The following is a 22,122-nucleotide window of genomic DNA, read 5'->3' on the forward strand; positions in this document are numbered from 1 at the left end:
ATCCGAAAGTATGTTTGATTTCAGCGTAATAACAAGTTGGATCCACGGGCTGCTGACCTCGTTCCTGCCCCTCGGGGTGGCGACGTTCGTCGAGTGCGTGGCCATCGGCGGGTGCCTGCTGCTGATGTACACCGTGATCGCCATTCTGATGATCTTCATGGAACGCAAGGTCTGCGCGGCGTTCCAGTGCCGGCTGGGCCCCGTGCGCGTCGGCCCGTGGGGCACGTTGCAGGTGATCGGCGACGTCTTCAAGATGCTCACCAAGGAGATCATCACCATCCGCCATGCGGACCGGTTCCTCTACAACCTCGCGCCCTATATCGTCATCCTGGCTTCGCTGCTGGCCTTCGCCTGCCTGCCGGTGAACAGGGGGCTGGAGGTGCTCGACTTCAACGTGGGCGTCTTCTTCATGATGGCCGCCTCGTCGATCGGCGTGGTGGGCATCCTGCTGGCCGGATGGAGTTCGAACAACAAGTATTCGCTCATCGGCGCCATGCGGAGCGGCGCGCAGATGATCTCCTACGAGCTGTCGATCAGTCTCTCGATCCTCACGATCGTGGTGCTGACCGACACGATGCAGTTCTCGGAGATCGTCGAGCGGCAGGCCGACGGCTGGTTCCTGTTCAAGGGCCACCTTCCGGCCTTCGTGGCCTTCGTGATCTACCTGATCGCCGGCAACGCCGAGGTGAACCGCGGTCCGTTCGACCTCCCGGAGGCCGAGTCGGAGCTCACGGCGGGTTACCATACCGAATATTCGGGCATGCACTTCGGTCTGTTCTACGTGGCCGAGTTCGTCAATCTGTTCATCATCTCGGGCGTGGCGGCGACGATCTTCCTCGGCGGCTGGATGCCGCTGCACATTCCGGGCTGGGAGGGCTTCAACGCCGTGATGGACTGCATTCCGGGATTCCTCTGGTTCTTCGGCAAGGCCTTCTTCGTGGTCTGGCTGCTCATGTGGATCAAGTGGACCTTCCCGCGCCTGCGGATCGACCAGATCCTGACGCTCGAGTGGAAATACCTCGTGCCGATCGGTCTGGTGAACCTGCTGCTCATGGTCGTAGTCGTCGTATTCAAACTGCATTTCTAACTATGTCGAATTATATCAAAGGACTTTTTCACGGGCTGGGGACGCTGCTCACGGGCATGAAGGTGACCGGGCGGGAGTTCTTCACGCCCAAGGTGACGGAACAGTACCCCGAGAACCGGGCGACGCTGAAGATGTACGACCGCTTCTGCGGCGAACTCTCGATGCCGCACGACGCCGAGGGGAAGAACCGCTGCATCGCCTGCGGGCTCTGCCAGACGGCATGCCCCAACGGCACGATCCGCCTGACGACCGAAAACGTCGTAGATTCCGAGACGGGGCGTCCGAAGCGGCGGCTGGTGCGTTACGAGTACGACCTGGGGTCGTGCATGTTCTGCCATCTGTGCGTGAACGCCTGCCCGCACGACGCCATCCGCTTCTCGACCGGATTCGAACACGCGGTCTATACGCGCGAAAAGCTGGTCAAGGTCCTCAATAAACAGTAAGTCATGGAGATAACACTCGAAACGATCGTCTTCGCCGCGCTGGCGCTCTTTACGACGGTGAGCGCCGTGCTGGCCGTCACGACGCGGCGTATCCTGCGTGCGGCGACCTACCTGCTGTTCGTGCTCTTCGGCACGGCGGGCATCTATTTCCAGCTCAACTACTCGTTCCTCGGAGCCGTGCAGTTGCTCATCTACGCGGGCGGCATCACGGTGCTCTACGTCTTCTCGATCCTGCTCACGTCGAGCGAGGGCGACAAGGCCGAACGCCTGAAGGGCTACAAGCTCTTCGCCGGACTGGCGGCGACGCTGGCCGGGCTGGGCGTCTGCCTCTATGTCACGCTCCGGCACGACTTCCCGCCGTCGCACTTCGAACACGGCGAGCTGGCCGTGCGGACGATCGGCCACGCGCTGATGGGCGGCGAAAAGTACGGCTACGTCCTGCCGTTCGAGGTGATCAGCATCCTGCTGCTGGCCTGCATCGTCGGCGGCATCCTGATCGCGCGCAAACGTTAAAAAACAGAGAGCCTTATGATACACATGGAGTACTACCTCGTCGTTTCCACGATCATGATGTTCGTGGGAATCTACGGCTTCGTCACGCGCCGCAACCTGCTGGCGATGCTCATATCGGTCGAGCTGATTCTCAACTCGGTGGATATAAACTTCGTCGTCTTCAACCGCTTCCTCTTTCCCGGCCAGCTCGAGGGCTTCTTCTTCGCGCTGTTCGCCATCGGGGTCAGCGCGGCCGAGACGGCCGTGGCCATCGCCATCATCATCAACATCTACCGCAATATCCGCAACATTCAGGTCCGGAACCTGCGCGAGATGAAGTGGTAACGTAAAACAGACGCTTTTATGGAATATACGATTCTCCTGCTCGTCCTGCCGTTCGTGAGCTTCCTCGTGCTGGGCATCGCCGGCATGAAGCTCCGTCCCGCGGTGGCGGGAGCCGTCGGTACGGCCGTCCTGGCCGTCGTGACGGCGGTGAGCTACTTCGCGGCCTGGGAATACTTCTTCGGCATCGGCCGCGACGCTGCGGGGCTCTATCCGACCCTCGTGCCGTGGAATACGGTCTGGCTGCCGATTTCCGATGCGCTGCATATCGACCTGGGCATTCTGCTCGACCCGATTTCGGTGATGATGCTCGTCGTCATCTCGACCGTCTCGCTCATGGTCCACATCTACTCGCTGGGCTACATGAAGGGCGAACGGGGCTTCCAGCGCTACTACGCCTTCCTGTCGCTCTTCACGATGAGCATGACGGGACTGGTCGTGGCGACCAACATTTTCCAGATGTACCTCTTCTGGGAGCTGGTGGGTGTCAGCTCCTACCTGCTCATCGGCTTCTATTACACGAAGCGGGAGGCGGTGGCCGCCTCGAAGAAGGCCTTCATCGTCACGCGCTTCGCCGATCTGGGCTTCCTCATCGGCATCCTCTTCTACGGCTACTACGCCGGGACGTTCTCCTTCACGCCCGATGCGAAGCTGCTCGCCGCCGCCGGAGGGATGATCCCGCTGGCGCTGGGACTGATGTTCGTCGGCGGCGCGGGCAAGAGCGCCATGTTCCCGCTGCATATCTGGCTGCCCGACGCGATGGAGGGTCCCACGCCCGTGTCGGCGCTGATCCACGCCGCGACGATGGTCGTGGCGGGCGTCTATCTCGTGGCGCGCATGTTCCCGCTCTTCGTCGGCTATGCGCCCGAGGTGCTGCACTGGACGGCCTACGTCGGGGCCTTCACGGCGCTTTACGCCGCCGCGGTGGCCTGCGTGCAGAGCGATATCAAGCGTGTGCTGGCGTTCAGCACCATTTCGCAGATCGGCTTCATGATCGTCTCGCTCGGGGTTTCGACCTCGGCCGATCCCCATGCGGGAGGGTTGGGCTACATGGCCTCGATGTTCCACCTCTTCACGCACGCCATGTTCAAGGCGCTGCTCTTCCTCGGGGCGGGCTGCATCATCCACGCCGTGCACTCGAACGAGATGTCGGCCATGGGCGGACTGCGGCGCCACATGCCCGTGACCCACGCGACGTTCCTCGTGGCCTGTCTGGCCATCGCGGGCATCTGGCCGCTGAGCGGCTTCTTCTCCAAGGACGAGATCCTCTCGGCCGCCTTCGCCTTCAGCCCCGTGATGGGATGGACGATGACCTTCATCGCGGGCCTCACGGCGTTCTACATGTTCCGGCTCTACTACAATATCTTCTGGGGCCGCGAAAACCGCACGACGCACGACGGACATGCGCCGCACGAGGCGCCCGCGACGATGACCCTGCCGCTGGTGTTCCTCGCGCTGGTGACCCTGGGGGCGGGATGGATTCCCTTCGGGGAGTTCGTTTCGAGCGACGGGGCGGCCTACGCGATCCGTCTCGACTGGTCGGTGGCCGGCGTGAGCCTCTGCGTCGCCGCGGCGGGCATCGCGCTCGCCACGTGGATGTACGCCCGTCCCGCGCAGCCCGTGGCCGACCGGCTGGCCGCGCGTTTCGGCGCCCTGCACCGTGCGGCCTACCATAGGTTCTATATCGACGAGGTGTACCAGTTCGTCACGCACCGCGTGATCTTCGCCTGCATTTCGACGCCGATCGCCTGGTTCGACCGTCATGTCGTGGACGGCTTCATGAACCTGCTGGCCACGGCCACGAACGGTGCGGCCCGTGCCGTCCGCGAGATGCAGAGCGGCAGCGTGCAGCGCTACTGCATCTGGATGCTGGGCGGTGCGCTGGGGCTCGTGATCCTTGTTTTCATCATCTGTTAATCCGACGCTGTTATGAATATGTTATCCCTGTTCCCCCTCATCCCGCTTCTGATGATGCTGGGGCTTTGGATTTCGAAATCGACGCGGCAGATCCGCGCCGTGATGGTCGCGGGATCGTCGCTGCTGCTGGTGCTGGCCGTCGTGCTGGTCTTCCGCTTCCTGGGACTGCGCGAGGCGGGCGAGACGGCGGCGATGCTCCTGACGGACAGCCACGTGTGGTATGCGCCGCTGAACATTCACTACGCCGTGGGCGTGGACGGCATTTCGGTGGCGATGCTGCTCCTGTCGGCCGTCATCGTCTTCACCGGGACGTTCGCCTCGTGGCGGATGGACCGCGACGTCAAGGAGTATTTCCTGTGGTTCTGCCTGCTGAGCGTCGGCGTCTTCGGGTTCTTCGTCTCGGTGGACCTCTTCACGATGTTCCTCTTCTACGAGGTGGCGCTCATCCCGATGTACCTGCTGATCGGTGTCTGGGGCAGCGGCCGCAAGGAGTATTCGGCCATGAAGCTGACGCTGATGCTCATGGGCGGCTCGGCCTTCCTGCTGATCGGCATACTGGGCATCTATTTCGGTTCGGGCGCCCAGACGATGAACGTCGTGGAGATCGCCCGGCTGCACAACATACCCCTCTCCGAACAGCTCGTCTGGTTTCCGCTCGTCTTCGTGGGCTTCGGCGTGCTGGGGGCCCTGTTCCCCTTCCACACCTGGAGCCCCGACGGCCACGCCTCGGCCCCGACGGCCGTGTCGATGCTCCACGCCGGGGTGCTGATGAAGCTCGGCGGATACGGCTGTTTCCGCGTGGCGATGTACCTGTTGCCCGAGGCGGCGCACGAGCTGAGCTGGATATTCATCGTCCTGACGACGATTTCGGTGGTTTACGGCGCCCTTTCGGCCTGCGTGCAGACCGACCTCAAGTATATCAACGCCTACTCTTCGGTGTCGCACTGCGGACTGGTGCTCTTCGCCATCCTGATGATGAACGAGACGGCCGCCACGGGGGCCGTGCTACAGATGCTGAGCCACGGTCTGATGACGGCGCTTTTCTTCGCGCTGATCGGCATGATCTACGGAAGGACGCATACGCGCGACATCCGCCAGTTGGGCGGTCTGATGAAGATCATGCCCTTTCTGGCGGTGGGCTATGTGATCGCCGGCCTGGCGAACCTCGGCCTTCCGGGGCTGAGCGGCTTCGTGGCCGAGATGACGATCTTCAACGGCGCGTTCATGCATGCCGATACGTTCCACCGCGTGGCGACGATCGTCGCCTGCACGTCGATCGTCATCACGGCGGTTTACATCCTGCGCGTGGTGGGCAGGATCCTCTACGGGACGTGCGACAATCCCGAACACCTCGCGCTGACCGACGCCACGTGGGACGAGCGCTTCGCGGTCGTCTGCCTCATCGTGGCCGTGGCCGGCATGGGACTGGCTCCGCTCTGGGTGAGCGATCTGGTCCGGGGCGGCGTCGGGACGGTTATCACTCACCTAATGAATTGAGCGAAGTATGAATTACACGAATCTGTTTTCCTGCATGCAGGCCGAAGTGACGCTCGTGGGGGTGATCGTCCTGCTCTTTCTGTTCGACCTGTTCGCCGGGGAGCGGGCGCGCCGCCGCTTTTCGGCCGTGGCCTGCGGCCTGCTGCTCGTGCAGTTGCTGGTCAATATCCTGCCGCACGGTGAGGGCGAGCTGTTCGGCGGCATGTTCCGTTACGAGCCGATGCACGGCATCGTCAAGAGCATCCTTACGGTCGGCACGCTGCTGGTCTGCCTCCAGGCGGACCGCTGGCTGCGGCGCGACGATACGCGCCACAAGCAGGGGGAGTTCTACCTGCTGACGCTTTCGACGCTGCTCGGCATGTTCTTCATGATCGGCGCGGGCAATTTCCTGATGTTCTTCCTCGGGCTGGAACTGGCGTCGGTCCCGACGGCCTGTCTGGTGGCGTTCGACAAGTACCGCGGCCATTCGGCCGAGGCCGGAGCCAAATACATCCTCTGTGCGCTGTTCGCCAGCGGATTGATGCTCTACGGCATCTCGCTCCTGTACGGCGCCGTCGGCACGCTCTATTTCGACGACGTGGCGCAGCGGCTCTCCGGTTCGCCGCTCGAGGTCATGGCGCTGGTCTTCTTCTTCGCGGGGCTGGCCTTCAAGATTTCGCTCGTGCCCTTCCATCTCTGGACGGCCGACACTTACGAGGGCGCTCCGACGGCCGTGACGGCCTACCTCTCGGTCATTTCGAAAGGTGCGGCGGCGTTCGTGCTGCTGACCGTGCTGGTGAAGGTTTTCGCCCCGATGACCGCCGTGTGGCAGACGATGCTCTACGTCGTGACGGTGCTGAGCATCACGGTGGCGAACCTTTTCGCCATCCGGCAGAGGAACCTCAAGCGGTTCCTGGCCTTCTCGTCGATCTCGCAGGCCGGATACATCATGCTCTCCGTGATCGGGGGCAGCGCCTTCGGCATGACCTCGCTCGTGTTCTACGTGCTGGTCTATCTGGCGGCGAACCTCACGGCGTTCGGCGTCATCGCCTCCGTCGAGCAGCATAGCGGCCGCGTGGGGCTGGAGGATTACAACGGGTTCTACCGGACCAATCCCCGCCTGACGCTGGCGATGACGCTGGCGCTTTTCTCGCTGGCGGGCATTCCCCCGTTCGCGGGCTTCTTCTCGAAGTTCTTCGTCTTCGCGGCGGCCTTCCGGGGCGGTTTTCATCTGCTGGTGTTCATCGCTTTGGTCAATACGGTCGTTTCGCTTTACTACTACCTGCTGGTGGTCAAGGCGATGTATATTACGCCTTCCGATGCGCCGATCGCGGCCTTCCGCAGCGACCGCGGCACGCGGATCAGTCTCGTGTGCTGTCTGGCCGGCGTGTTGCTGCTGGGCGTGGTGAGCGCGGTCTATGACGGCATCAATCTCTACGCCTACGGGCTTTGACCTGCGGGCGGATTTCGCGGCGGCGCGGATCGACTCCGCGCCGCCGTCGTTTTCCGGAGGGCGGCGGATCCGGACGGACGCGCCGCCGCAAATTTCGGCCTGCCGTTCGTAATTCCGGCGAATTGCCTTATCTTTGCACCCGCAATGACGAAATCACGATTTACGGGGCGCATGGACCCCTCCCCGATTAACTCCGCCGAGCGGAGGCGCACCGGCCGGATCATGTTGGCCGGGGTGCTTTTCACGCTGCTGTTCGCCCTGCTCAGCCGGGGCTTCTACCATCCCGACGAACATTTCCAGATTCTCGAGTACGCCCGCCTGAAGCTTTTCGGCGCGGAGACGACGGATTACATGCCGTGGGAGTATCACGCCATGATGCGGCCGGGCATACAACCCTTCATCGCCTGGGCGCTGGGACGCCTGCTGCTCGCCGCGGGACTATATACGCCTTTCGCGCTGGTGGCGCTGTTGCAGTTGCTGAGCGCGGCCCTCTCGTCGGCCGTGCTGATCGTCCTGTTCCGCACGGTGCACGGAGAGCTGGGCACGGAGTGCCGCCGGAGGTGGTTCCTGTTTACGGGTTTCTTCCTCTGGTGCATGGCCTACCTGCACGTGCATTTCACGGCGGAGCTGTTCGCGGGCAACCTGCTCGTCCTGCTCGCGGCGCTCACGCTGCGTAGCCGGCAGGCGGCCCGGGAGCGCGAGTTCCGGTGGGGGGCGGCGCTGGGTCTGGTCGCGGGGTTGACGTTCGCGGTGCGTTATCAGGCGGGCTTCGCACTGGCCGGGTACGGGATCTGGCTGCTGATCTACGACCGCCGTCGGAGGCTCTTCGCCGGAATGGTTCCGGGCGTCTGTCTCGCGCTGGCCGCGGGACTCTGCGCCGATTACTGGCTCTACGGCGAGTGGACGCTCGTGCCGCTCAACTACCTGCGCGAGAATATCCTGAACTCCCACATGGACGAATTCGGCGTGTCGCCGTGGTGGTACTACTTCACGGAGGCGTTCTCCGAAGGCGGTTACATCACGGGGGCTGTGCTGCTCGCGGCGACGGTGTGGTTCTTCGTCCGGCGGCCGCGGCACGTCGTGACGTGGATGCTGCTGCCGTTCCTGTTCGTGCATTTCCTGCTGGGACACAAAGAACTGCGCTTCTTTTTCCCGGCGCTCTTCTTCGCGCCTTATTTCCTCGTGCTCTTCGCCGGGGCGTTCCCGCAGCGGATTTTCGCCGGGCGGGCCTGGCGCTGGACGGTGGGTGCGGCCGCTGCGGCGAATCTCTGCGCCTGCGTCTATGCCGTCGCCACGGGACGCGAAGATATGGCCTTCCACCGCATGATGAGAGACTATTGCCGCGGCGGGTCCGCGGTCGTGGCGCTGGACGTGACCGGCGACTGGAACCTCTATTCCTACCTGCAACTGGTCAAGAAACGCTGCATGGTGGATGCCCGGTTCTACATGCCGCAGAATCTCACCCTGCGGCACACTAATTCGCCGGAGCAGCTCGAACGGACGGCACGCGAGCTGGCGGCGGCCGGCGAACGGGTCGTCGTGCTTTCGGGGGATCCGGCGCTGGCGGAGAAGTCGGCGTTGCCGCTTCGGAAACTTTGGTGGAACCCTTATCCCGGCTGGATACGCCGCTGGTTCAACTTCAACGACTGGACCCGGTTCCCGGTGCAGAACAAGAACGTCTATGAGGTGCGCCTGCCTGCCGCGGAGCGGCCGGACGGGACGGTCCGCTCCGCTCCGGAGGGTTCCGGTGCGGCCGGATAGTCCGGAAACGGTCCGGACCGAAACGGATTCACCCCTGCTGCGAACCGGATCGCGGCAGGGGTGAAGCGTTTTTTACGGAGACGGAACGAGCGACGCACCGGAAGGTTACAGGTGCTCCAGCGTGTAGTCGATCATCTTCTGCCGGACGTTCCGCGTGTCGTCGGGCATCATCGAGTGGTTCTGGTCCGGATAGACCATCATGTCGTACTGCTTGCCGGCACGGTTGAGTGCGCGGGCCATCTCGACGGTGTTCTGGAAATGCACGTTGTCGTCGGCCGTGCCGTGGATGAGCAGCAGGCGGGTCTTCGTGTCGTCGAGCATCCGGGCGAAGTTGATCGGCGAGTTGTCGTCGTAGCCTGCGGCGTTGTACTGCGGCAGGTTGTTGTAGATTTCGGTGTAGATCGTGTCGTAGTAGCGCCACGAGGTGACGGGGGCCACGGCGATGGCCATCCTGAACAGCCCGTGCCCTTTCAGGGCGCAGCTCGCGGCCATGAATCCGCCGTAGGACCATCCGTAGATGCCGATGCGTGCGGGGTCCACCCACGGCTGCGAAGCCATGTAGCGGGCCGTCGAGAGCTGGTCCTCGACCTCCAGCGCCCCGAGGCGTCCGTAAGTCTGCTTCTTGAACCGCTCGCCCCGGAAACCCGTGCCGCGGCCGTCGGCGCATACCACGATGTAGCCCTTGTCGGCGAGCGCGTCCTCCCAGTCGAGCGACCAGCGGTCGGCGACCTGCTGCGACCCGGGGCCCGAATACTGCGTCAGCAGCACGGGGTAGCGTTTCGAGGGGTCGAAGCCGCGCGGTTTGACGATGTAGGCGTTGAGCGTGTCGCCGCGTTCGGTCGTGAAGGTGAAGAACTCCTTCACGGGACGTCCCGAGGCGGCCAGCTCCTCGCGCAGCCTGCGGCTGTCGCAGAGCGTGCGGACCGTATTGCCCTCGGCGTCGCACACCTCCACGCGGTTGGGCGTCGAGGCGTTCGAGAAGGTCGAGATGCAGTATTTCATACCCCGGCTCGGTGCGATCGAGTAGTAGCCTTCGCCCTGCGTGAGGCGGCGCTTGTCCTTGCCGTCGAGCCGCACGCTGTAGAGGTTGCGGCGCAGGGGCGAGGTCTCGGTGGAGAGATACCACACCCGTTTGCCGTCCGTGCCGACCACGGCGGTCACCTCCCACGCCCCTTTGGTCACCTGCGCGAGGAAACCCCGGCGGATGCTGTAAAGGTAGAGGTGCATGTAGCCCGTGTGGCTCTCCTGCCGCACGAGAAAGCGGTCCTTGTCCACGAAGGTCACCGTGCCGTCGTCCACGCGCTCGACATACTGCTGCGCGCGCTCCTCGTAGATGACGCGCTGGCCGCCGTGAGGCTCGCACAGCACCATTTCGAAGGTGTTCTGGCGGCGGTTGAGGCGGTAGAACCACAGCCGTCCGTCGGGCGTGTAGCCGATGCGGGGAATGTATTGGTCGGTCTCTCCGCCCGTGTCGATGCGGTGTTTCCTGCCCGTCGCGAGGTCGGCGACCCAGAGCTGGACGGCGGAGTTCTTCTCCCCGGCCTTGGGGTATTTGAACGAGTAGGCCTCGTTGTAGAGCTTGCCGTCGAAGCGCATCATCTCCATCAGCGGCACTTCCGATTCGTCGAAGCGCAGGAAGGCCAGCTGCCCTCCGTCGGGCGAGAAGGCGTAGGCGCGCGTCGTGCCGAACTCCTCCTCGTAGACCCAGTCCGTCGTGCCGTTGATGACTGCGTTCCACGCCCCGTCGTCGGTGATGCGTCGCGTTTTGCCCGTAGCGATGTCCCAGACGTAGAGGTCGTTGCGGTCGGAGTAGGCGATCTTCCGCCCGTCGGGCGAAAAGGAGGCGTCGCGCGGCGCTTCGGCCTCCTGAAGAACCGGCCGTATGCGGCCGTCGGCGAGCAGGTGGTACTGCGTCGTGTAGGAGTGGCGGTAGATCGGCGTGCGGCCCGAGGCGATCAGGATCATCCGCTCGTCGGGCGAGAAGGCGTAGTCGGAAATCGCGAGGTTCGGCGCGGGCGAGGGGAGCAGCGATACGCCTTCGGAGGCCGTGGCGTAGGCATAGCGCCGGATGTCGTTGTTCTCGAGCGTGGTGTAGTGTTCGCCGTCGGCCATCGAGCGGATGCCCTGCACGCGCTCGTTCATCGCCTGAAGACGTGCGATTTCGTCGTATTCGCCCCGGGCGGAGAGCGAGCCGGCGCTGAGGGCCGCGAGGGCCAGAAGGGTGAGAGTCTTGTTGTTCAAAGCGGATGAAAGATAAGGTTGTGTCAAATGTCCTCGACGTCGAAATCGTAGCCGAGGCGTTTGCCCGTCACGAATTTCGAGTTGTCCATCTTGGTGTTGAACTGGTCCACCGTGACGCGCTTGTTACCCTCGTAGGGGGGCATCAGCAGGTCGAATTCGAGCGAGAAGGCGATGGCCGATTCGAGTACCGGGATCAGCGCTTCGCGGTCGATCTCGTCGCGTCCGAAATCCATGGCTCGCAGCGAGGTCTGCCGTTTGCCCTCGACGAAGTAGCGGCGCTCGCGGTTGATGAAGATGCGCCCGATGAGGTAGCCTTCGTCGGCGTTGCGGTTGAACTTGAACGAGTCGGAGAGGAAGTTGTAGATGTTGATGACGCCGCAGTAGGAATTTTCGCGGTCGGCCTGCACGTAGGGCGTCTGCCAGACGAGGTGGTTGGCGTCGAACTCGAAGACGTCGGTGTGCATCTGGAAGATCAGCAGGTCGTTGGCCACCTGCAACTGGGCCTCGAACTTGCCGCGGTCGCGGTATTCGATCCGCACGCGGCGGTCGAGTTTGCCGTCCAATTCGTCGTCCATCTCCGAGGCCATTTCCAGCAGGGTGTCCTTCAGCAGGTTGAATGCCCAGAAGGTGTTGTCGAAGACCTTTTGCTTGAGGGTCGATTTGCGGACGATCGTATCGAGGATCCGTCGCCGCAGGGGGATTGTTTCCATTTTTCGGTTAGAACGTATGTGTGTTTACTTGATGCGTATCTGCCGGTTTTTTTCGAGCTTCTCGCCCCGCTTGAGGCGGTTGAGCTTCTCGACCGAACGCGTGCGGATGCCGTAGGACTGTCCTATGGAGTAGGCCGTCTCGCCGTCGCGGCAGATGTGGTGCTGGGCGTTGCCCTCCCAGCGCTTCTTCTTGCGCTCGATGTAAACCGTCTCGCCCGGCAGGGGCTGCGCCTTCTTGTCCTTCAGGTCGTTGAAGCGGCGCAGGTTGCGCGGCGAGATGCGGAACTTGCGGCCGATGTTCTCGAACGTGTCGTCCGCCTTGGCCAGCACGTAGTGCACGCCGTTGGTCGCATAGACGTTGTAGCCCTCGTGGGCGTTGATCGTCACGCGGTAGTTGTCCGGATCCACGGCCGACGTTTCGGCGGGACGCTCCAGGCTGCTCTGCGACGAGAACCACTCCTCGGGGTCGCGCGAAAGTCCGTACCGCTGGGCGTAGAGCCTCTCGCCGTCGGGCCGGTCGAGCAGGTAGAGCTGGCTCTCCTCGATGATCCGCACGAGCCGCTGCGCGTAGTCGGGGGCCGTGGCGTACCCCGCGGCCTTCAGTCCGCGCGCCCAACTGCGGTAATCGTCCGAGGCGTAGGCGAAGAGCGAGTCGTAGCGGGGCTGCGAGTCGAGAAATTCGGCGTGGTCGAAGTAGGAGGCTTCGACCGAAGGGTAGGCGCGGAAGCACTCCCCTTTGGCGTCGTCGTCGTGATAGACCTTTCCGCCCCGCCAGTTGCTCTTGCACTTGATGCCGAAGTGGTTGTTCGAGCGGAGCGACAGCAGGCTGTTGCCGCAGTCCGATTCGAGAATGCCCTGGGCCATGGTGATGCTCGCCGGGATGCCGTAGCGTTCCATCTGCTCCACGGCGATATGTTTGTAGCGGTCGATGTACTCTTCGCGCGTCTGGCGCACCTGCGCCCGCAGCAGACCGGGCAGGCAGAAGAGCAGGATTCCCGCGAGGAATATTGCTTTTCTGGAAATATTCATTAACTTTGTTTAATCTTTTCGGACAAAGATAGGATTTTCCGCTGAAAATAGCAACATAAAATAAAGACTGCGAACCATGTTTACCGAAAACGCCAACCGGATTTTCGACCGGGCCATCGGGGAGTACCACCGCTGGGACGACGTGGACCGTCCGATCGAGAATCCCTTCGAGCAGGGTACGATCGACCGTCTGCTTTACCACAAGAACTGGATAGACACGGTGCAGTGGCATCTCGAGGACATCATCCGCGACCCGCAGATCGACCCTGCGACGGCGCTCGGGATCAAGCGCCGCATCGACCGCTCGAATCAGGAGCGGACGGATATGGTCGAGTATATCGACTCCTACCTGATGGACAAATACCGGGACGTCCGTCCCGCGGCCGATGCGCGGCTCAACACCGAGACGCCCGCCTGGGCCATCGACCGGCTGTCGATCCTGGCGCTGAAGATCTACCACATGGAGCGCGAGACGGAGCGCGGGGACGACGCCCACCGCGACGCCTGCCGCCGGAAGCTGGCCGTGCTGCTCGAACAGCGGGCGGACCTGTCGCGGGCCATCGAGGAGCTGATCGAGGACATCGAGGCGGGCCGCAAGTACATGAAGACCTACAAACAGATGAAAATGTATAACGACCCGGCATTGAATCCAGTGCTCTATGCCCGGAAAAAATAGACAAACGCCGCCCCGTCACCTGCTGGTGTTCCGAACTTCGGCGATGGGCGACGTGGCGATGCTGGCGCATGCCGTCCGGGCGCTGAAGTCGGCTTATCCCGCGTTGCGGGTCACGGTGGCCACGCAGGCGATCTTCCGTCCCTTTTTCGCCGGACTGGAGGTCGGATTCCTGACCGTGGCCGTCAAGGGGCCCCACCACTCCCTCTACGGCATGTGGCGGCTGGCCGCCGCGGCCAAGCGGCTGGGGGTGGACGCCGTGGCCGACGTGCACGGCACGCTGCGGTCGAAGACCTTCGGGCTGGCGATGCGGCTGCGGGGCGTCCGCGTGGCGGACATCCGGAAGGGCCGCGACGAGAAACGCGAGTTCATCCGCTGCGGAGGCCGCGGCGCCGAACCCGTGCGTCACACCGTACTGCGCTATTGCGACGTCTTCCGGCAGCTCGGATTCGAATTCGCCGATCCCGGGCCGGCGGCGCCCGCCGTGCGGCCCAATCCGTTCGGTCCCAAACAGGGCGTCTGGGTCGGATTCGCCCCCTTCTCGGCCCAGCAGGGCAAGACCTATCCCGAAGCTCCTGCGCGCGAGGTCGTGCGGCTGCTGGCCGGACGCTACGACCGGGTTTTCGTACATGGCGGCGGGGGCGTCGAGGCGGGATTCGCCCAGGAGATGGAACGCATGTATCCCAATGTGACGGCCGTGTACGGCAAGGTGCGTCTGGCGGGGGAGATGGACCTCATTTCGCATCTGGACTGCGTGGTGTCGATGGATTCGCTGGTCATGCACCTCGCCTCGCTCGTGGCCACGCCCGTGGTTTCGGTGTGGGGGGCCACCCATCCCGGGCTGGGATTCCTGGGCTACGGCTGCTCCGCGGAGCACGCCGTGCAGGCCGACATGGCATGCCGCCCCTGTTCGGTCTTCGGCAACCGTCCGTGCCGGTACGGCGATTTCAGGTGTATCGCCTCGGTGGCGCCCGAACGGATCGTGGACGAGGTCGCACGGCTGCTCGGCCGGTAAAGGAACGAATGCCATGCGGGTCCGGATCGAAGAGAGTTGGCGGCGGCGTTTGCAGCCGGAGTTCGACAAACCCTATTTTGCCCGTCTGGCTGAGTTCGTGCGGGAGGAGTACCGCACGCAGCGGGTCTGTCCCGTGAACCGGGACCTGTTCCGTGTCTTCGACCTCTGCCCGTTCGACCGCGTGCGGGTGGTGATTCTCGGGCAGGACCCCTATCCCGATCCCCGCTTTTATTACGGCATCTGTTTCTCCGTGCCCGACGGCCTGCCCGTTCCGGGCTCGTTGCAGAACATCTTCCGGGAGATTCACGACGACACGGGGCGGCCCGTCCCTGCGTCGGGACGCCTCGAGCGGTGGGTCGTTCAGGGCGTGCTGCCGATGAACTCGATCCTGACCGTGCGTGCCTTCCGGAGCGGTTCGCACCGCGACCGCGGCTGGGAGACGTTCACCGATGCGGTGATCCGACGCCTGAACGACGAGCGCGAACACCTGGTCTTCATGCTTTGGGGATCGTACGCCCAGCGGAAGGGGGCGATCATCGACCCCTCGCGTCATCTGGTGCTCTCGGCCGCGCACCCTTCGCCGCGTTCGGCCGACCGGGGATTCTTCGGATGCCGTCATTTCAGCCGGGCGAACGACTATCTGCGACAACACGGAATCCCCGAAATCGAATGGTGATTCCGGGGATCATTCCTTTTCTTCCGTTTCTTTCGGTGCAGACCTTTTTCCTCGGCGTCCCGGGGGCCCGTGACGTCTCGGGGCTTTCGTGGCGTTTTCGGGTTTCCGCGGCGTTCCGGGCAATGCCCGGTTACCGTCTCGCCGGGCTGTCCCGGGCGACGGTTACCGGCGGAATACGACGATTCCGTTCGGTACGGCGCGCTCGCCTTCGTGATCGAAGCGTTTGTTGTCGGTGGGGTGGTTCAGCACGCCCAGCCGCCGGGTCCAGAGCGACGAGGAGCCGCCGCCGTCGAGGTTCAGCGCTTCGGTGAGCCCCAGTTGCCGTGCGATGTAGGCCGTCTCGGCGATGGTCGCGCCCGCGGCCCGGCCGGGAAACCGTCCGTCGATGACGAGCAGCACCACGCTGCCGTCGGGACGGGTTCCGATGACCGATCGGGGGTGGCGGCCCGTGTAGAACGTGTCGTCGGTGTCGTAGATGAGGATTTCGCCTTCGTGCACCAGCATCGGTCCGGCTGCGAGCGCCGAGCGGTAACGGCGGGCGATGCGGGGGTAGTCGGCCGAGTCGCAGGGGAGGATTTCGACCCGGCGTCCCTTACGTCCCCGGACGGCGGCGACGCCGTTGGTGAGCGGCGAGGGTTTCATCGTCCCGCGGTTTCGGATCTCACCGTCCGAAAGGACGAAGGTGATCGGTTCGGCGCTTTTCATGTGGAAGTAGCTGCCGTTGATGGCGATGTCGGCCCCGGCCTCCTCGCCCAGCCGGCTCGTGGCCCGGGCCGCGCCTTCGGGTTGTACGACGAGCGTGGAGAATCCCCGCCGGGGGTAGATTGCCACGGAGAGGGTCTGCTGCGTGCCGAAGAGCTCCGTCTGCGTCCGGCGGGCGACGGCGCCGCCGCCCAGGTCGGTGGTCTGCCATTCGGCCTGCGCCAGGGCGGCCGAGTCGCGGGGCGTCTGGGCCGCCGCAGGCAGGGAGGCGAGGAGCAGCAGGGCTCCCGTCAGTTTTCTCAGAAGATTCGTCATGGCGTGTTTTCGTTCGGGTTCCGCGAATTTACGCAATTTAATCCGTTCGCCCAAGCTCCGGCCCGTGAAAAAGGCCGCCCTTCGGAAAGGACGGCCCTGGAGGACGGCGTGCGGGTCACTGCGCTTTGGTATAGACCGTGCCGGTTCCTTCGATCGAGAGGGTGTAACGGCCTGCGGCGTCCTTCGAGATGACGCCCGTTTCGGTGAACCCGATCGTCTGGCCGTTGCCGATGCTCTGTCCCTTGAGCAGGATCTTGCCGGCCTCGCCCTGCAACTCCCAGCCGGTGTAGATCAGCGTGGCCATGTTGATCGACTGTGCGCGGCCTTCGGTCTGCAACTCGACGCCCATGACCTTCGCAGGGGCGATCGGGTCCGGCACGGTCCAGCGGCCGACGGCTTCGGCATAGGTCCGGTCGGCCGAGATCTTGACGGCCTCGGGGTTTTTCTTCAAGTCGCCCGTGTACTCCACGATGGCCGGCGAACCGACGAGCAGCCCGTAGGCCTCGCTCTTGTCCGCTTCGGCGGTGGCGAAGGTGTAGGTCTGCTCCGAGGTGAGCGCCCGGAGGGTGACGGTGTTCATCGTCGCATCGGCGATGAAGCCCGCTACGCTTTCGGGCGCAGGGGCGGTGCAGGCGGCCAGACCGCAGAGGGCCAGTGCCGCGAAGGCGGTTTTGAGTGTTTTCATAATCGGATTAAATGGATTTTCCGGGACAAAGGTAGGAAATCGGTCGGGAATCCGCTTCTCCCGTTGTGTCAGTTTGTATGTGTCCGGGGTTTTCGGACGCTCCGGGACGTCAATCGAATCGGTTGTAGAGCACGACGGGGCGTTCGCGGCGCACGCTCATCGAGGGGAACCACATGTCGTCGGCCGTGAGCCCGCACCGTTCGACGGCTTCGAGGCAGTACTCCAGCCGGCCGAAGTCGGCATCGACGTTATTGGTCCCGAACGTGAAGCGGATACCCCGTTCCCTGGCCCGGCGGATGATGTCGAAGCTCGGAATCCGGTAGCGTGCGTTGATCTCCAGCGCGATGTCGTACCGTTGCAGGACGTCCAGGACGCGGTCCACCCGTTCGTCGGTCCAGTACCGGTCGTAGTCGGGCTGCATGTCTTCGGGCAGGTACGTGGGATTGGCGTAGATGTCGGCCGGTTCGTTGGTGAGGATCAGTTCGGTCTGTGAGACCAGGCGATCCATGTACTGCTCGCGCGTCACGCCGTCGTAGTGCACCTCTTCGGGGCGGTAGATGCGTGCGTTGCGTCCCTTGTGGTCGATGATGGTCATGGCGTCGGTGAACAGGTAGTCGAATACGCCGAGAGCCTCCTGCGAGAAGGTCGCCGTCCACCTGCGTCCCTCGCCCTGCACGCCGCGCAGGAAGGGCATCGCCCGCACTTCGTCGAAGTAGGCGTACACCTCCCCGTCGTCGGCCAGCATCCGCCCGACGCCGCCCTCCCCGGCGTTGGGGGCCACGCCGTAGTTGATGCCGTAGTTCATCGACTTGGCGTGCGCCTGCTCCTTCGTCAGTCCGCCCTTCAGGTGCACGTGGTAGTCGATGACGGGGAAATCGCGTTGCTGGAGGCGGATCACGCCGTCCGTGAGCTCGTCCGCGGGCGGCAGCGTGTCGGCCTCGTTGCGGGCTCCGTCGCCGAGGCGCTCGACCTCGAGGCCGCGGAACGCGACCTCGCCCTGCAGGCCGCGCAGCGCGAAGGCGCCGTGGCCGAGCCGTTGGCGGGCGTGGGCTTCGGTGCGGTAGGGCTGTCCGGGCTCGGTGTAGCAGACGACTTCGGTGCTGTCGATGCGGACGACGATGTTGTTTCCGCGCACGGCGATCTCGAACCGGAACCACTCCCCGTCTTCGGCCAGCGAGCGGTAGAGGTTGCGGACCGAGGCGAGCGACCCGCTCTTGCGCGTGCCGTCGATGGCGCCGTTGCGGAAGAGCACGTCGTAGCCCGACTCGCCGTCGGTGTGGAAACGCAGCGCCGCTTCGGCGCCGGGCTGCGTGAGGGCCTCGCCCGTGAGGCGGAAGTTGTGGTAGTCGCCCTCCGAGAGGAGCGTTTCGCCCGCACGGACGGCGGGGGACGACGTGCGGAGCGTGCGCTCCCCGTCGTGCCACCTGTCGAGCGGCGCGGGGGAGTGGGCCGTGCAGCAGGCCGTGAAGAGGCCGAAGCCGCAGAGGGCGGCGGCGAGCCGGAGGAGGATGCGTTGTCCGGGGATCGGACGGGCGGATGGATTCATCTTGAAAACGGATTGCGGGTTTGTCATTCGGTCCGGGCGGTCTCTTTGCCGCGCAGGTATTCGTCGATGGCGCGGGCGGCGGCGCGTCCGGCCCCCATGGCCAGAATCACCGTGGCGGCGCCCGTCACGGCGTCGCCTCCGGCGAAGACGCCCGGGCGCGAGGTGGCGCCCTGCGCGTCGGCCTCGATACAGCCCCGGCGGTCGGTGCGCAGCCCTTCGGTGGTGGAGGCGATCAGCGGGTTGGGCGACGTGCCGAGCGCCATCACGACCACGTCGCACGGGAGGTCGAACTCCGAGCCGGGTTTCGCCACGGGCGACCGGCGGCCGCTCTCGTCCGGCTCGCCCAGCTCCATTTCCACGCAGCGCAGGCCGCGGACCCAGCCCCGTTCGTCGGCGAGCACCTCCACGGGATTGGTGAGCATCCGGAAGCGGATGCCCTCCTCGCGGGCGTGGTGCACCTCCTCGGCGCGGGCCGGAAGCTCCTTCTCCGAACGGCGGTAAACGATCGTGGCCTCGGCTCCGAGCCGCCGGGCCGTGCGCACGGCGTCCATCGCCACGTTGCCGCCGCCCACGACCGCCACGCGGCGGCCGACATGGATCGGCGTGTCGTACCGTGCGTCGTAGGCGTGCATCAGGTTGGCGCGCGTCAGGAACTCGTTGGCCGAGACCACGCCGTTGAGGTTCTCGCCCGGGATGCCCATGAACCGGGGCAGTCCGGCGCCCGAGCCGATGAAGACCGCCTCGTAGCCCTCCTCGTCGAGCAGCGAATCGACGGTCACCGTGCGGCCCACCACGACGTCGGTCTCGATCTCCACGCCCAGCCGTTTCACCGCCTCGATCTCGCGCGCCACGATCCGCTCCTTCGGAAGGCGGAATTCGGGGATGCCATAGACGAGAACCCCGCCGACCTTGTGCAGGGCCTCGAAAATCTTCACTTCGTAGCCTGTCTTCGCCAGATCGCTCGCGCAGGCCAGCCCTGCGGGACCGCTGCCGATGACGGCGACCTTGTGCCCGTTGCGGGGAACGGCCGCTGCGGCGGCTCCGGAGGCGTTCTCCAGTTGCCAGTCGCCCACGAACCGTTCGAGCTTGCCGATCGCCACCGGTTCGCCTTTGACGCCGAGGACGCACGCCCCTTCGCACTGGGTCTCCTGCGGGCAGACGCGGCCGCAGACCGAAGGCAGCGAGCTGTCGCGGGCGATGATGCCGGCCGCCTCGGCGATACGCCCTTCGTGCAGCGCGGCGATGAAGTCGGGAATCGCGATCCCCACCGGACAGGCCTCGACGCAGCGGGGCTTGCGGCAGCGGAGGCAGCGCGACGCCTCGAGCAGCGCCTCCTGCCGGTCGTAGCCGTGGCAGACCTCTTCGAAATTCGCGGCCCGCACCTGCGGGTCCTGTTCGCGCACGGGTACGCGCGGTATTCTGTTCGCCATAGTCTCTTATTTGTCCAAACCGATTTTACATTGGTGTCCCGCCTCGCGTTCGGCCTCGATCGCCGCGGCGCGCTGCTCCTCGTTCCGGTACATGCCCTGACGGCGCATGGCCTCGTCGAAATCCACCTCGTGTCCGTCGAACTCCGGGCCTTCGACGCACGTGAAGCGCGTCCGTCCGCCCACCGTCACGCGGCAGGCGCCGCACATGCCCGTGCCGTCCACCATGAGGGTGTTGAGCGACACGGTGGTTTTCAGTCCGTATTTCTTCGTGGCCAGGGCGACGAACTTCATCATCGCCATCGGTCCGATGGCGATGCACTCGTCGTAGCGGCGGCCCTGTTCGCCGACGAGGCGTTCGAGGACCTGCGTGACCAGCCCCTTGTCGCCCTCCGAGCCGTCGTCGGTGGCGATATGGAGCTGCCCGGCCACGGCGCGCATGGGTTCCGTGTAGATGAGCATGCCGCGCGTCTTGGCGCCCACGATGACGTCGGCCGCGACGCCGCGTTCGTGCAGCCACTTCACCTGCGGATAGACCGGGGCTGCGCCGACGCCGCCGGCCACGAAGAGGAAGCGCTTGCGCCGCAGCTCCTCGGGAGGCGTCGAGACGAACTCCGAGGGGCGGCCCAGCGGTCCGGCGAAGTCGGCGAGCGCGTCGCCTTCGCCGAGGGCGCAGATTTTGCGCGTCGAGGCGCCGATGGCCTGGATGACCAGCGTGACGCTTCCCTCCGCCGCGTCGTAGTCCGAGATGGTGAGCGGGATGCGTTCGCCGCGTTCGTCCGCGCGGACGATGACGAACTGTCCGGGACGGGCCGAACGCGCGACGCGCGGCGCGAGAATTTTCATCAGCCAGATCTGTTCGGCCAAAGCGCGTTTTTCGAGAATGGGGTACATCGTTATCGTGTCGTTTCCGTTTGTGTGTCGTTTCTGCGGGGGCGGGGTGTCACTCTTCGATGACGGCCGTGGCCCGGATGCGCCGCATCGGCCGCAGGGGGTCGTTGGTCACCAGCAGCAGGAAGGAGCTTCTGGCGCCGTAGCCGTCCGCGGAGGGATCGAGACGCACCTCGATGCGGGCCGAACCGCCGGGCGGGACCGCAAGACCCGGTTCGAGCGGGGTGGAAAGCCCTTCGCCGCACTCCACGGCCCGGACGATCAGGTCGCCGCGGCCCGTGTTCGAGAGCGTCAGCGACTGCGAAGGGCGGGGACCGCCGTGTTTCACGGGGCCGAACTTCACCACGTTGGTCGATACCTCGCTCCGGGGTGCCTTCTCCTCGGGTATGTCGGAGGGGTTGTCCGCTCCGATGCCGTGCACCACGATCGTCGTGCCGCGGCTGCGGCCGTCCACGAAAAGCTCCAGCGCGTCGCGCAGCGTGCCGTAACGGGGGGTGTCGGCCGGGACGAGGTAGGAGATGTTGATCGCGCCGCGTGCACCCGGGGCGATCCGTTCGGGCGCGTCGATACGCAGCAGGCCGCTGCGTATCGCGGGATCGGGACGGAGCTCGAGACTTACCGTGCGGTCCGACGTGTTTACATAGCCCACGGACGACTGCATCCGGACGCCGGGATATATGTAAGTGAAGGCGCAGAGCGTCGTGTTCAGGCGCAGTCCGCCGCCGGCATCGACCGGATAAAGCTCTTCGACGCTCTTCGCCCGCGGGACGACTTCGCCGCGGATCGTGAGCGTGGCGATGCGTTTGCGGTCGGAGGAGTAGATCCACAACTCCTTGTCGAAGGCTCCGGGGCGGTTCGTCGGATCGTAGCTCACGGTGATCTCCGTCCTGTCGCCGGGCAGGACCGGCCGCTTCGAGAAGCGGGGAACCGTGCAGCCGCACGTGGTCGTCACATCGAGAATCACCAGCGGCCGGTCGCCCCTGTTTACTCCCGTGAAGGTGTGCCGCACCGGCCCGTCGGCCTCGCGGACGGAGCCGAAGTCCCAGACGGCCGGTTCGAAGACCAGCTCCGGCCGTTCCTCCTGCGCTGCGACGCCCGTGGCGGCCAATGCGCAGACAATGAGCGTTATGATCGTTTTTTTGTTCATGTTTCTACGTTCGGTGTCCTTGCAAAGGTACATTTTTTGCGAAAAAAAAGAGCAATAATTTTGCGGGATTGAAAATTTGCCCTATATTTGCACT

General features: G+C 64.6%; 20 protein-coding genes. 11 read left to right on the forward strand and 9 right to left on the reverse strand.

Features of this window, described 5'->3' with window-relative positions; all coding sequences use genetic code 11:
* Positions 1–10: 10 nt before the first annotated feature.
* The 8 genes from nuoH (at position 11) to FME97_RS08405 (ending at position 8,971) form a co-directional block, all read left to right on the forward strand.
* The gene (gene nuoH, locus FME97_RS08370) at positions 11–1,087 is read left to right on the forward strand and encodes an NADH-quinone oxidoreductase subunit NuoH (protein ID WP_141428927.1); all 1,077 of its coding nucleotides are present in this window, start codon (positions 11–13) and stop codon (positions 1,085–1,087) included.
* A gap of 2 nt (positions 1,088–1,089) precedes the next feature.
* Positions 1,090–1,530 (forward strand): 4Fe-4S binding protein, encoded by a 441-nt coding sequence (locus tag FME97_RS08375; RefSeq protein WP_141428929.1) that lies wholly within the window; start codon positions 1,090–1,092, stop codon positions 1,528–1,530.
* 3 nt (positions 1,531–1,533) lie between these two features.
* On the forward strand, positions 1,534–2,043 hold the full coding sequence (locus FME97_RS08380) for an NADH-quinone oxidoreductase subunit J family protein (protein WP_141428931.1): 510 nt from the start codon (positions 1,534–1,536) through the stop codon (positions 2,041–2,043).
* A gap of 15 nt (positions 2,044–2,058) precedes the next feature.
* The gene (gene nuoK / locus FME97_RS08385) at positions 2,059–2,367 is read left to right on the forward strand and encodes an NADH-quinone oxidoreductase subunit NuoK (RefSeq protein ID WP_141428933.1); all 309 of its coding nucleotides are present in this window, start codon (positions 2,059–2,061) and stop codon (positions 2,365–2,367) included.
* Positions 2,368–2,385: 18 nt separating this feature from the next.
* Positions 2,386–4,281, forward strand: coding sequence for an NADH-quinone oxidoreductase subunit L (gene nuoL, locus FME97_RS08390; protein WP_141428935.1), 1,896 nt, complete (start codon positions 2,386–2,388; stop codon positions 4,279–4,281).
* Between the two features lie 12 nt (positions 4,282–4,293).
* Positions 4,294–5,778: a complex I subunit 4 family protein gene (locus tag FME97_RS08395; RefSeq protein WP_141428937.1), complete on the forward strand. Its 1,485-nt coding sequence runs from the start codon at positions 4,294–4,296 to the stop codon at positions 5,776–5,778.
* Positions 5,779–5,785: 7 nt separating this feature from the next.
* On the forward strand, positions 5,786–7,210 hold the full coding sequence (locus tag FME97_RS08400) for an NADH-quinone oxidoreductase subunit N (RefSeq protein WP_141428938.1): 1,425 nt from the start codon (positions 5,786–5,788) through the stop codon (positions 7,208–7,210).
* A gap of 144 nt (positions 7,211–7,354) precedes the next feature.
* Positions 7,355–8,971 (forward strand): glycosyltransferase family protein, encoded by a 1,617-nt coding sequence (locus FME97_RS08405; protein ID WP_141428940.1) that lies wholly within the window; start codon positions 7,355–7,357, stop codon positions 8,969–8,971.
* A 105-nt stretch (positions 8,972–9,076) separates the two neighbouring features.
* Here the strand turns inward: FME97_RS08405 and FME97_RS08410 are convergent, their stop codons facing one another.
* The 3 genes from FME97_RS08410 to FME97_RS08420 form a co-directional block, all read right to left on the reverse strand.
* Positions 9,077–11,113, reverse strand: coding sequence for a S9 family peptidase (locus FME97_RS08410; RefSeq protein WP_232522963.1), 2,037 nt, complete (start codon positions 11,111–11,113; stop codon positions 9,077–9,079).
* A gap of 122 nt (positions 11,114–11,235) precedes the next feature.
* A complete protein-coding gene (locus FME97_RS08415) occupies positions 11,236–11,922 on the reverse strand; it encodes a hypothetical protein (RefSeq protein WP_141428944.1) in 687 nt (228 codons plus the stop codon).
* A gap of 24 nt (positions 11,923–11,946) precedes the next feature.
* Positions 11,947–12,951, reverse strand: a complete 1,005-nt coding sequence (locus FME97_RS08420) for a glucosaminidase domain-containing protein (RefSeq protein ID WP_141428946.1) — start codon at positions 12,949–12,951, stop codon at positions 11,947–11,949.
* Between the two features lie 76 nt (positions 12,952–13,027).
* On the opposite strand from FME97_RS08420, the gene FME97_RS08425 reads away from it, so the two are divergent.
* From FME97_RS08425 to ung, 3 genes are read left to right on the forward strand one after another with little or no spacing between them, the layout of a single operon-like run.
* Complete coding sequence (locus FME97_RS08425; protein ID WP_141428948.1) at positions 13,028–13,627, forward strand: DUF4254 domain-containing protein; 600 nt, start codon at positions 13,028–13,030, stop codon at positions 13,625–13,627.
* The gene (locus tag FME97_RS08430) at positions 13,611–14,639 is read left to right on the forward strand and encodes a glycosyltransferase family 9 protein (RefSeq protein ID WP_141428950.1); all 1,029 of its coding nucleotides are present in this window, start codon (positions 13,611–13,613) and stop codon (positions 14,637–14,639) included. The genes FME97_RS08425 and FME97_RS08430 overlap by 17 nt, the downstream gene beginning before the upstream one ends.
* Positions 14,640–14,652: 13 nt before the next feature.
* Positions 14,653–15,315 carry a uracil-DNA glycosylase gene (ung, locus tag FME97_RS08435; RefSeq protein ID WP_141428952.1) on the forward strand — a complete coding sequence of 221 codons (663 nt, stop codon included), beginning with the start codon at positions 14,653–14,655 and terminating at the stop codon, positions 15,313–15,315.
* A 162-nt stretch (positions 15,316–15,477) separates the two neighbouring features.
* On the opposite strand, the gene FME97_RS08440 is transcribed toward ung, so the two are convergent.
* The 6 genes from FME97_RS08440 to FME97_RS08465 form a co-directional block, all read right to left on the reverse strand.
* On the reverse strand, positions 15,478–16,332 hold the full coding sequence (locus tag FME97_RS08440; RefSeq protein WP_141428954.1) for a phosphodiester glycosidase family protein: 855 nt from the start codon (positions 16,330–16,332) through the stop codon (positions 15,478–15,480).
* Positions 16,333–16,447: 115 nt separating this feature from the next.
* Positions 16,448–17,017 carry a lipocalin-like domain-containing protein gene (locus FME97_RS08445; protein ID WP_141428956.1) on the reverse strand — a complete coding sequence of 190 codons (570 nt, stop codon included), beginning with the start codon at positions 17,015–17,017 and terminating at the stop codon, positions 16,448–16,450.
* Positions 17,018–17,126: 109 nt separating this feature from the next.
* Positions 17,127–18,563 carry a DUF1080 domain-containing protein gene (locus tag FME97_RS08450; RefSeq protein WP_141428958.1) on the reverse strand — a complete coding sequence of 479 codons (1,437 nt, stop codon included), beginning with the start codon at positions 18,561–18,563 and terminating at the stop codon, positions 17,127–17,129.
* 23 nt (positions 18,564–18,586) lie between these two features.
* Complete coding sequence (gene gltA / locus FME97_RS08455; protein ID WP_141428960.1) at positions 18,587–19,993, reverse strand: NADPH-dependent glutamate synthase; 1,407 nt, start codon at positions 19,991–19,993, stop codon at positions 18,587–18,589.
* A 6-nt stretch (positions 19,994–19,999) separates the two neighbouring features.
* The gene (locus FME97_RS08460) at positions 20,000–20,884 is read right to left on the reverse strand and encodes a sulfide/dihydroorotate dehydrogenase-like FAD/NAD-binding protein (RefSeq protein WP_141428962.1); all 885 of its coding nucleotides are present in this window, start codon (positions 20,882–20,884) and stop codon (positions 20,000–20,002) included.
* 49 nt (positions 20,885–20,933) lie between these two features.
* Positions 20,934–22,028, reverse strand: a complete 1,095-nt coding sequence (locus FME97_RS08465; RefSeq protein ID WP_141428964.1) for a DUF1573 domain-containing protein — start codon at positions 22,026–22,028, stop codon at positions 20,934–20,936.
* Between the last annotated feature and the right edge of the window lie 94 nt (positions 22,029–22,122).

This window comes from Alistipes dispar (assembly GCF_006542685.1).
GTDB classification, from domain to species: Bacteria; Bacteroidota; Bacteroidia; order Bacteroidales; family Rikenellaceae; genus Alistipes; species Alistipes dispar.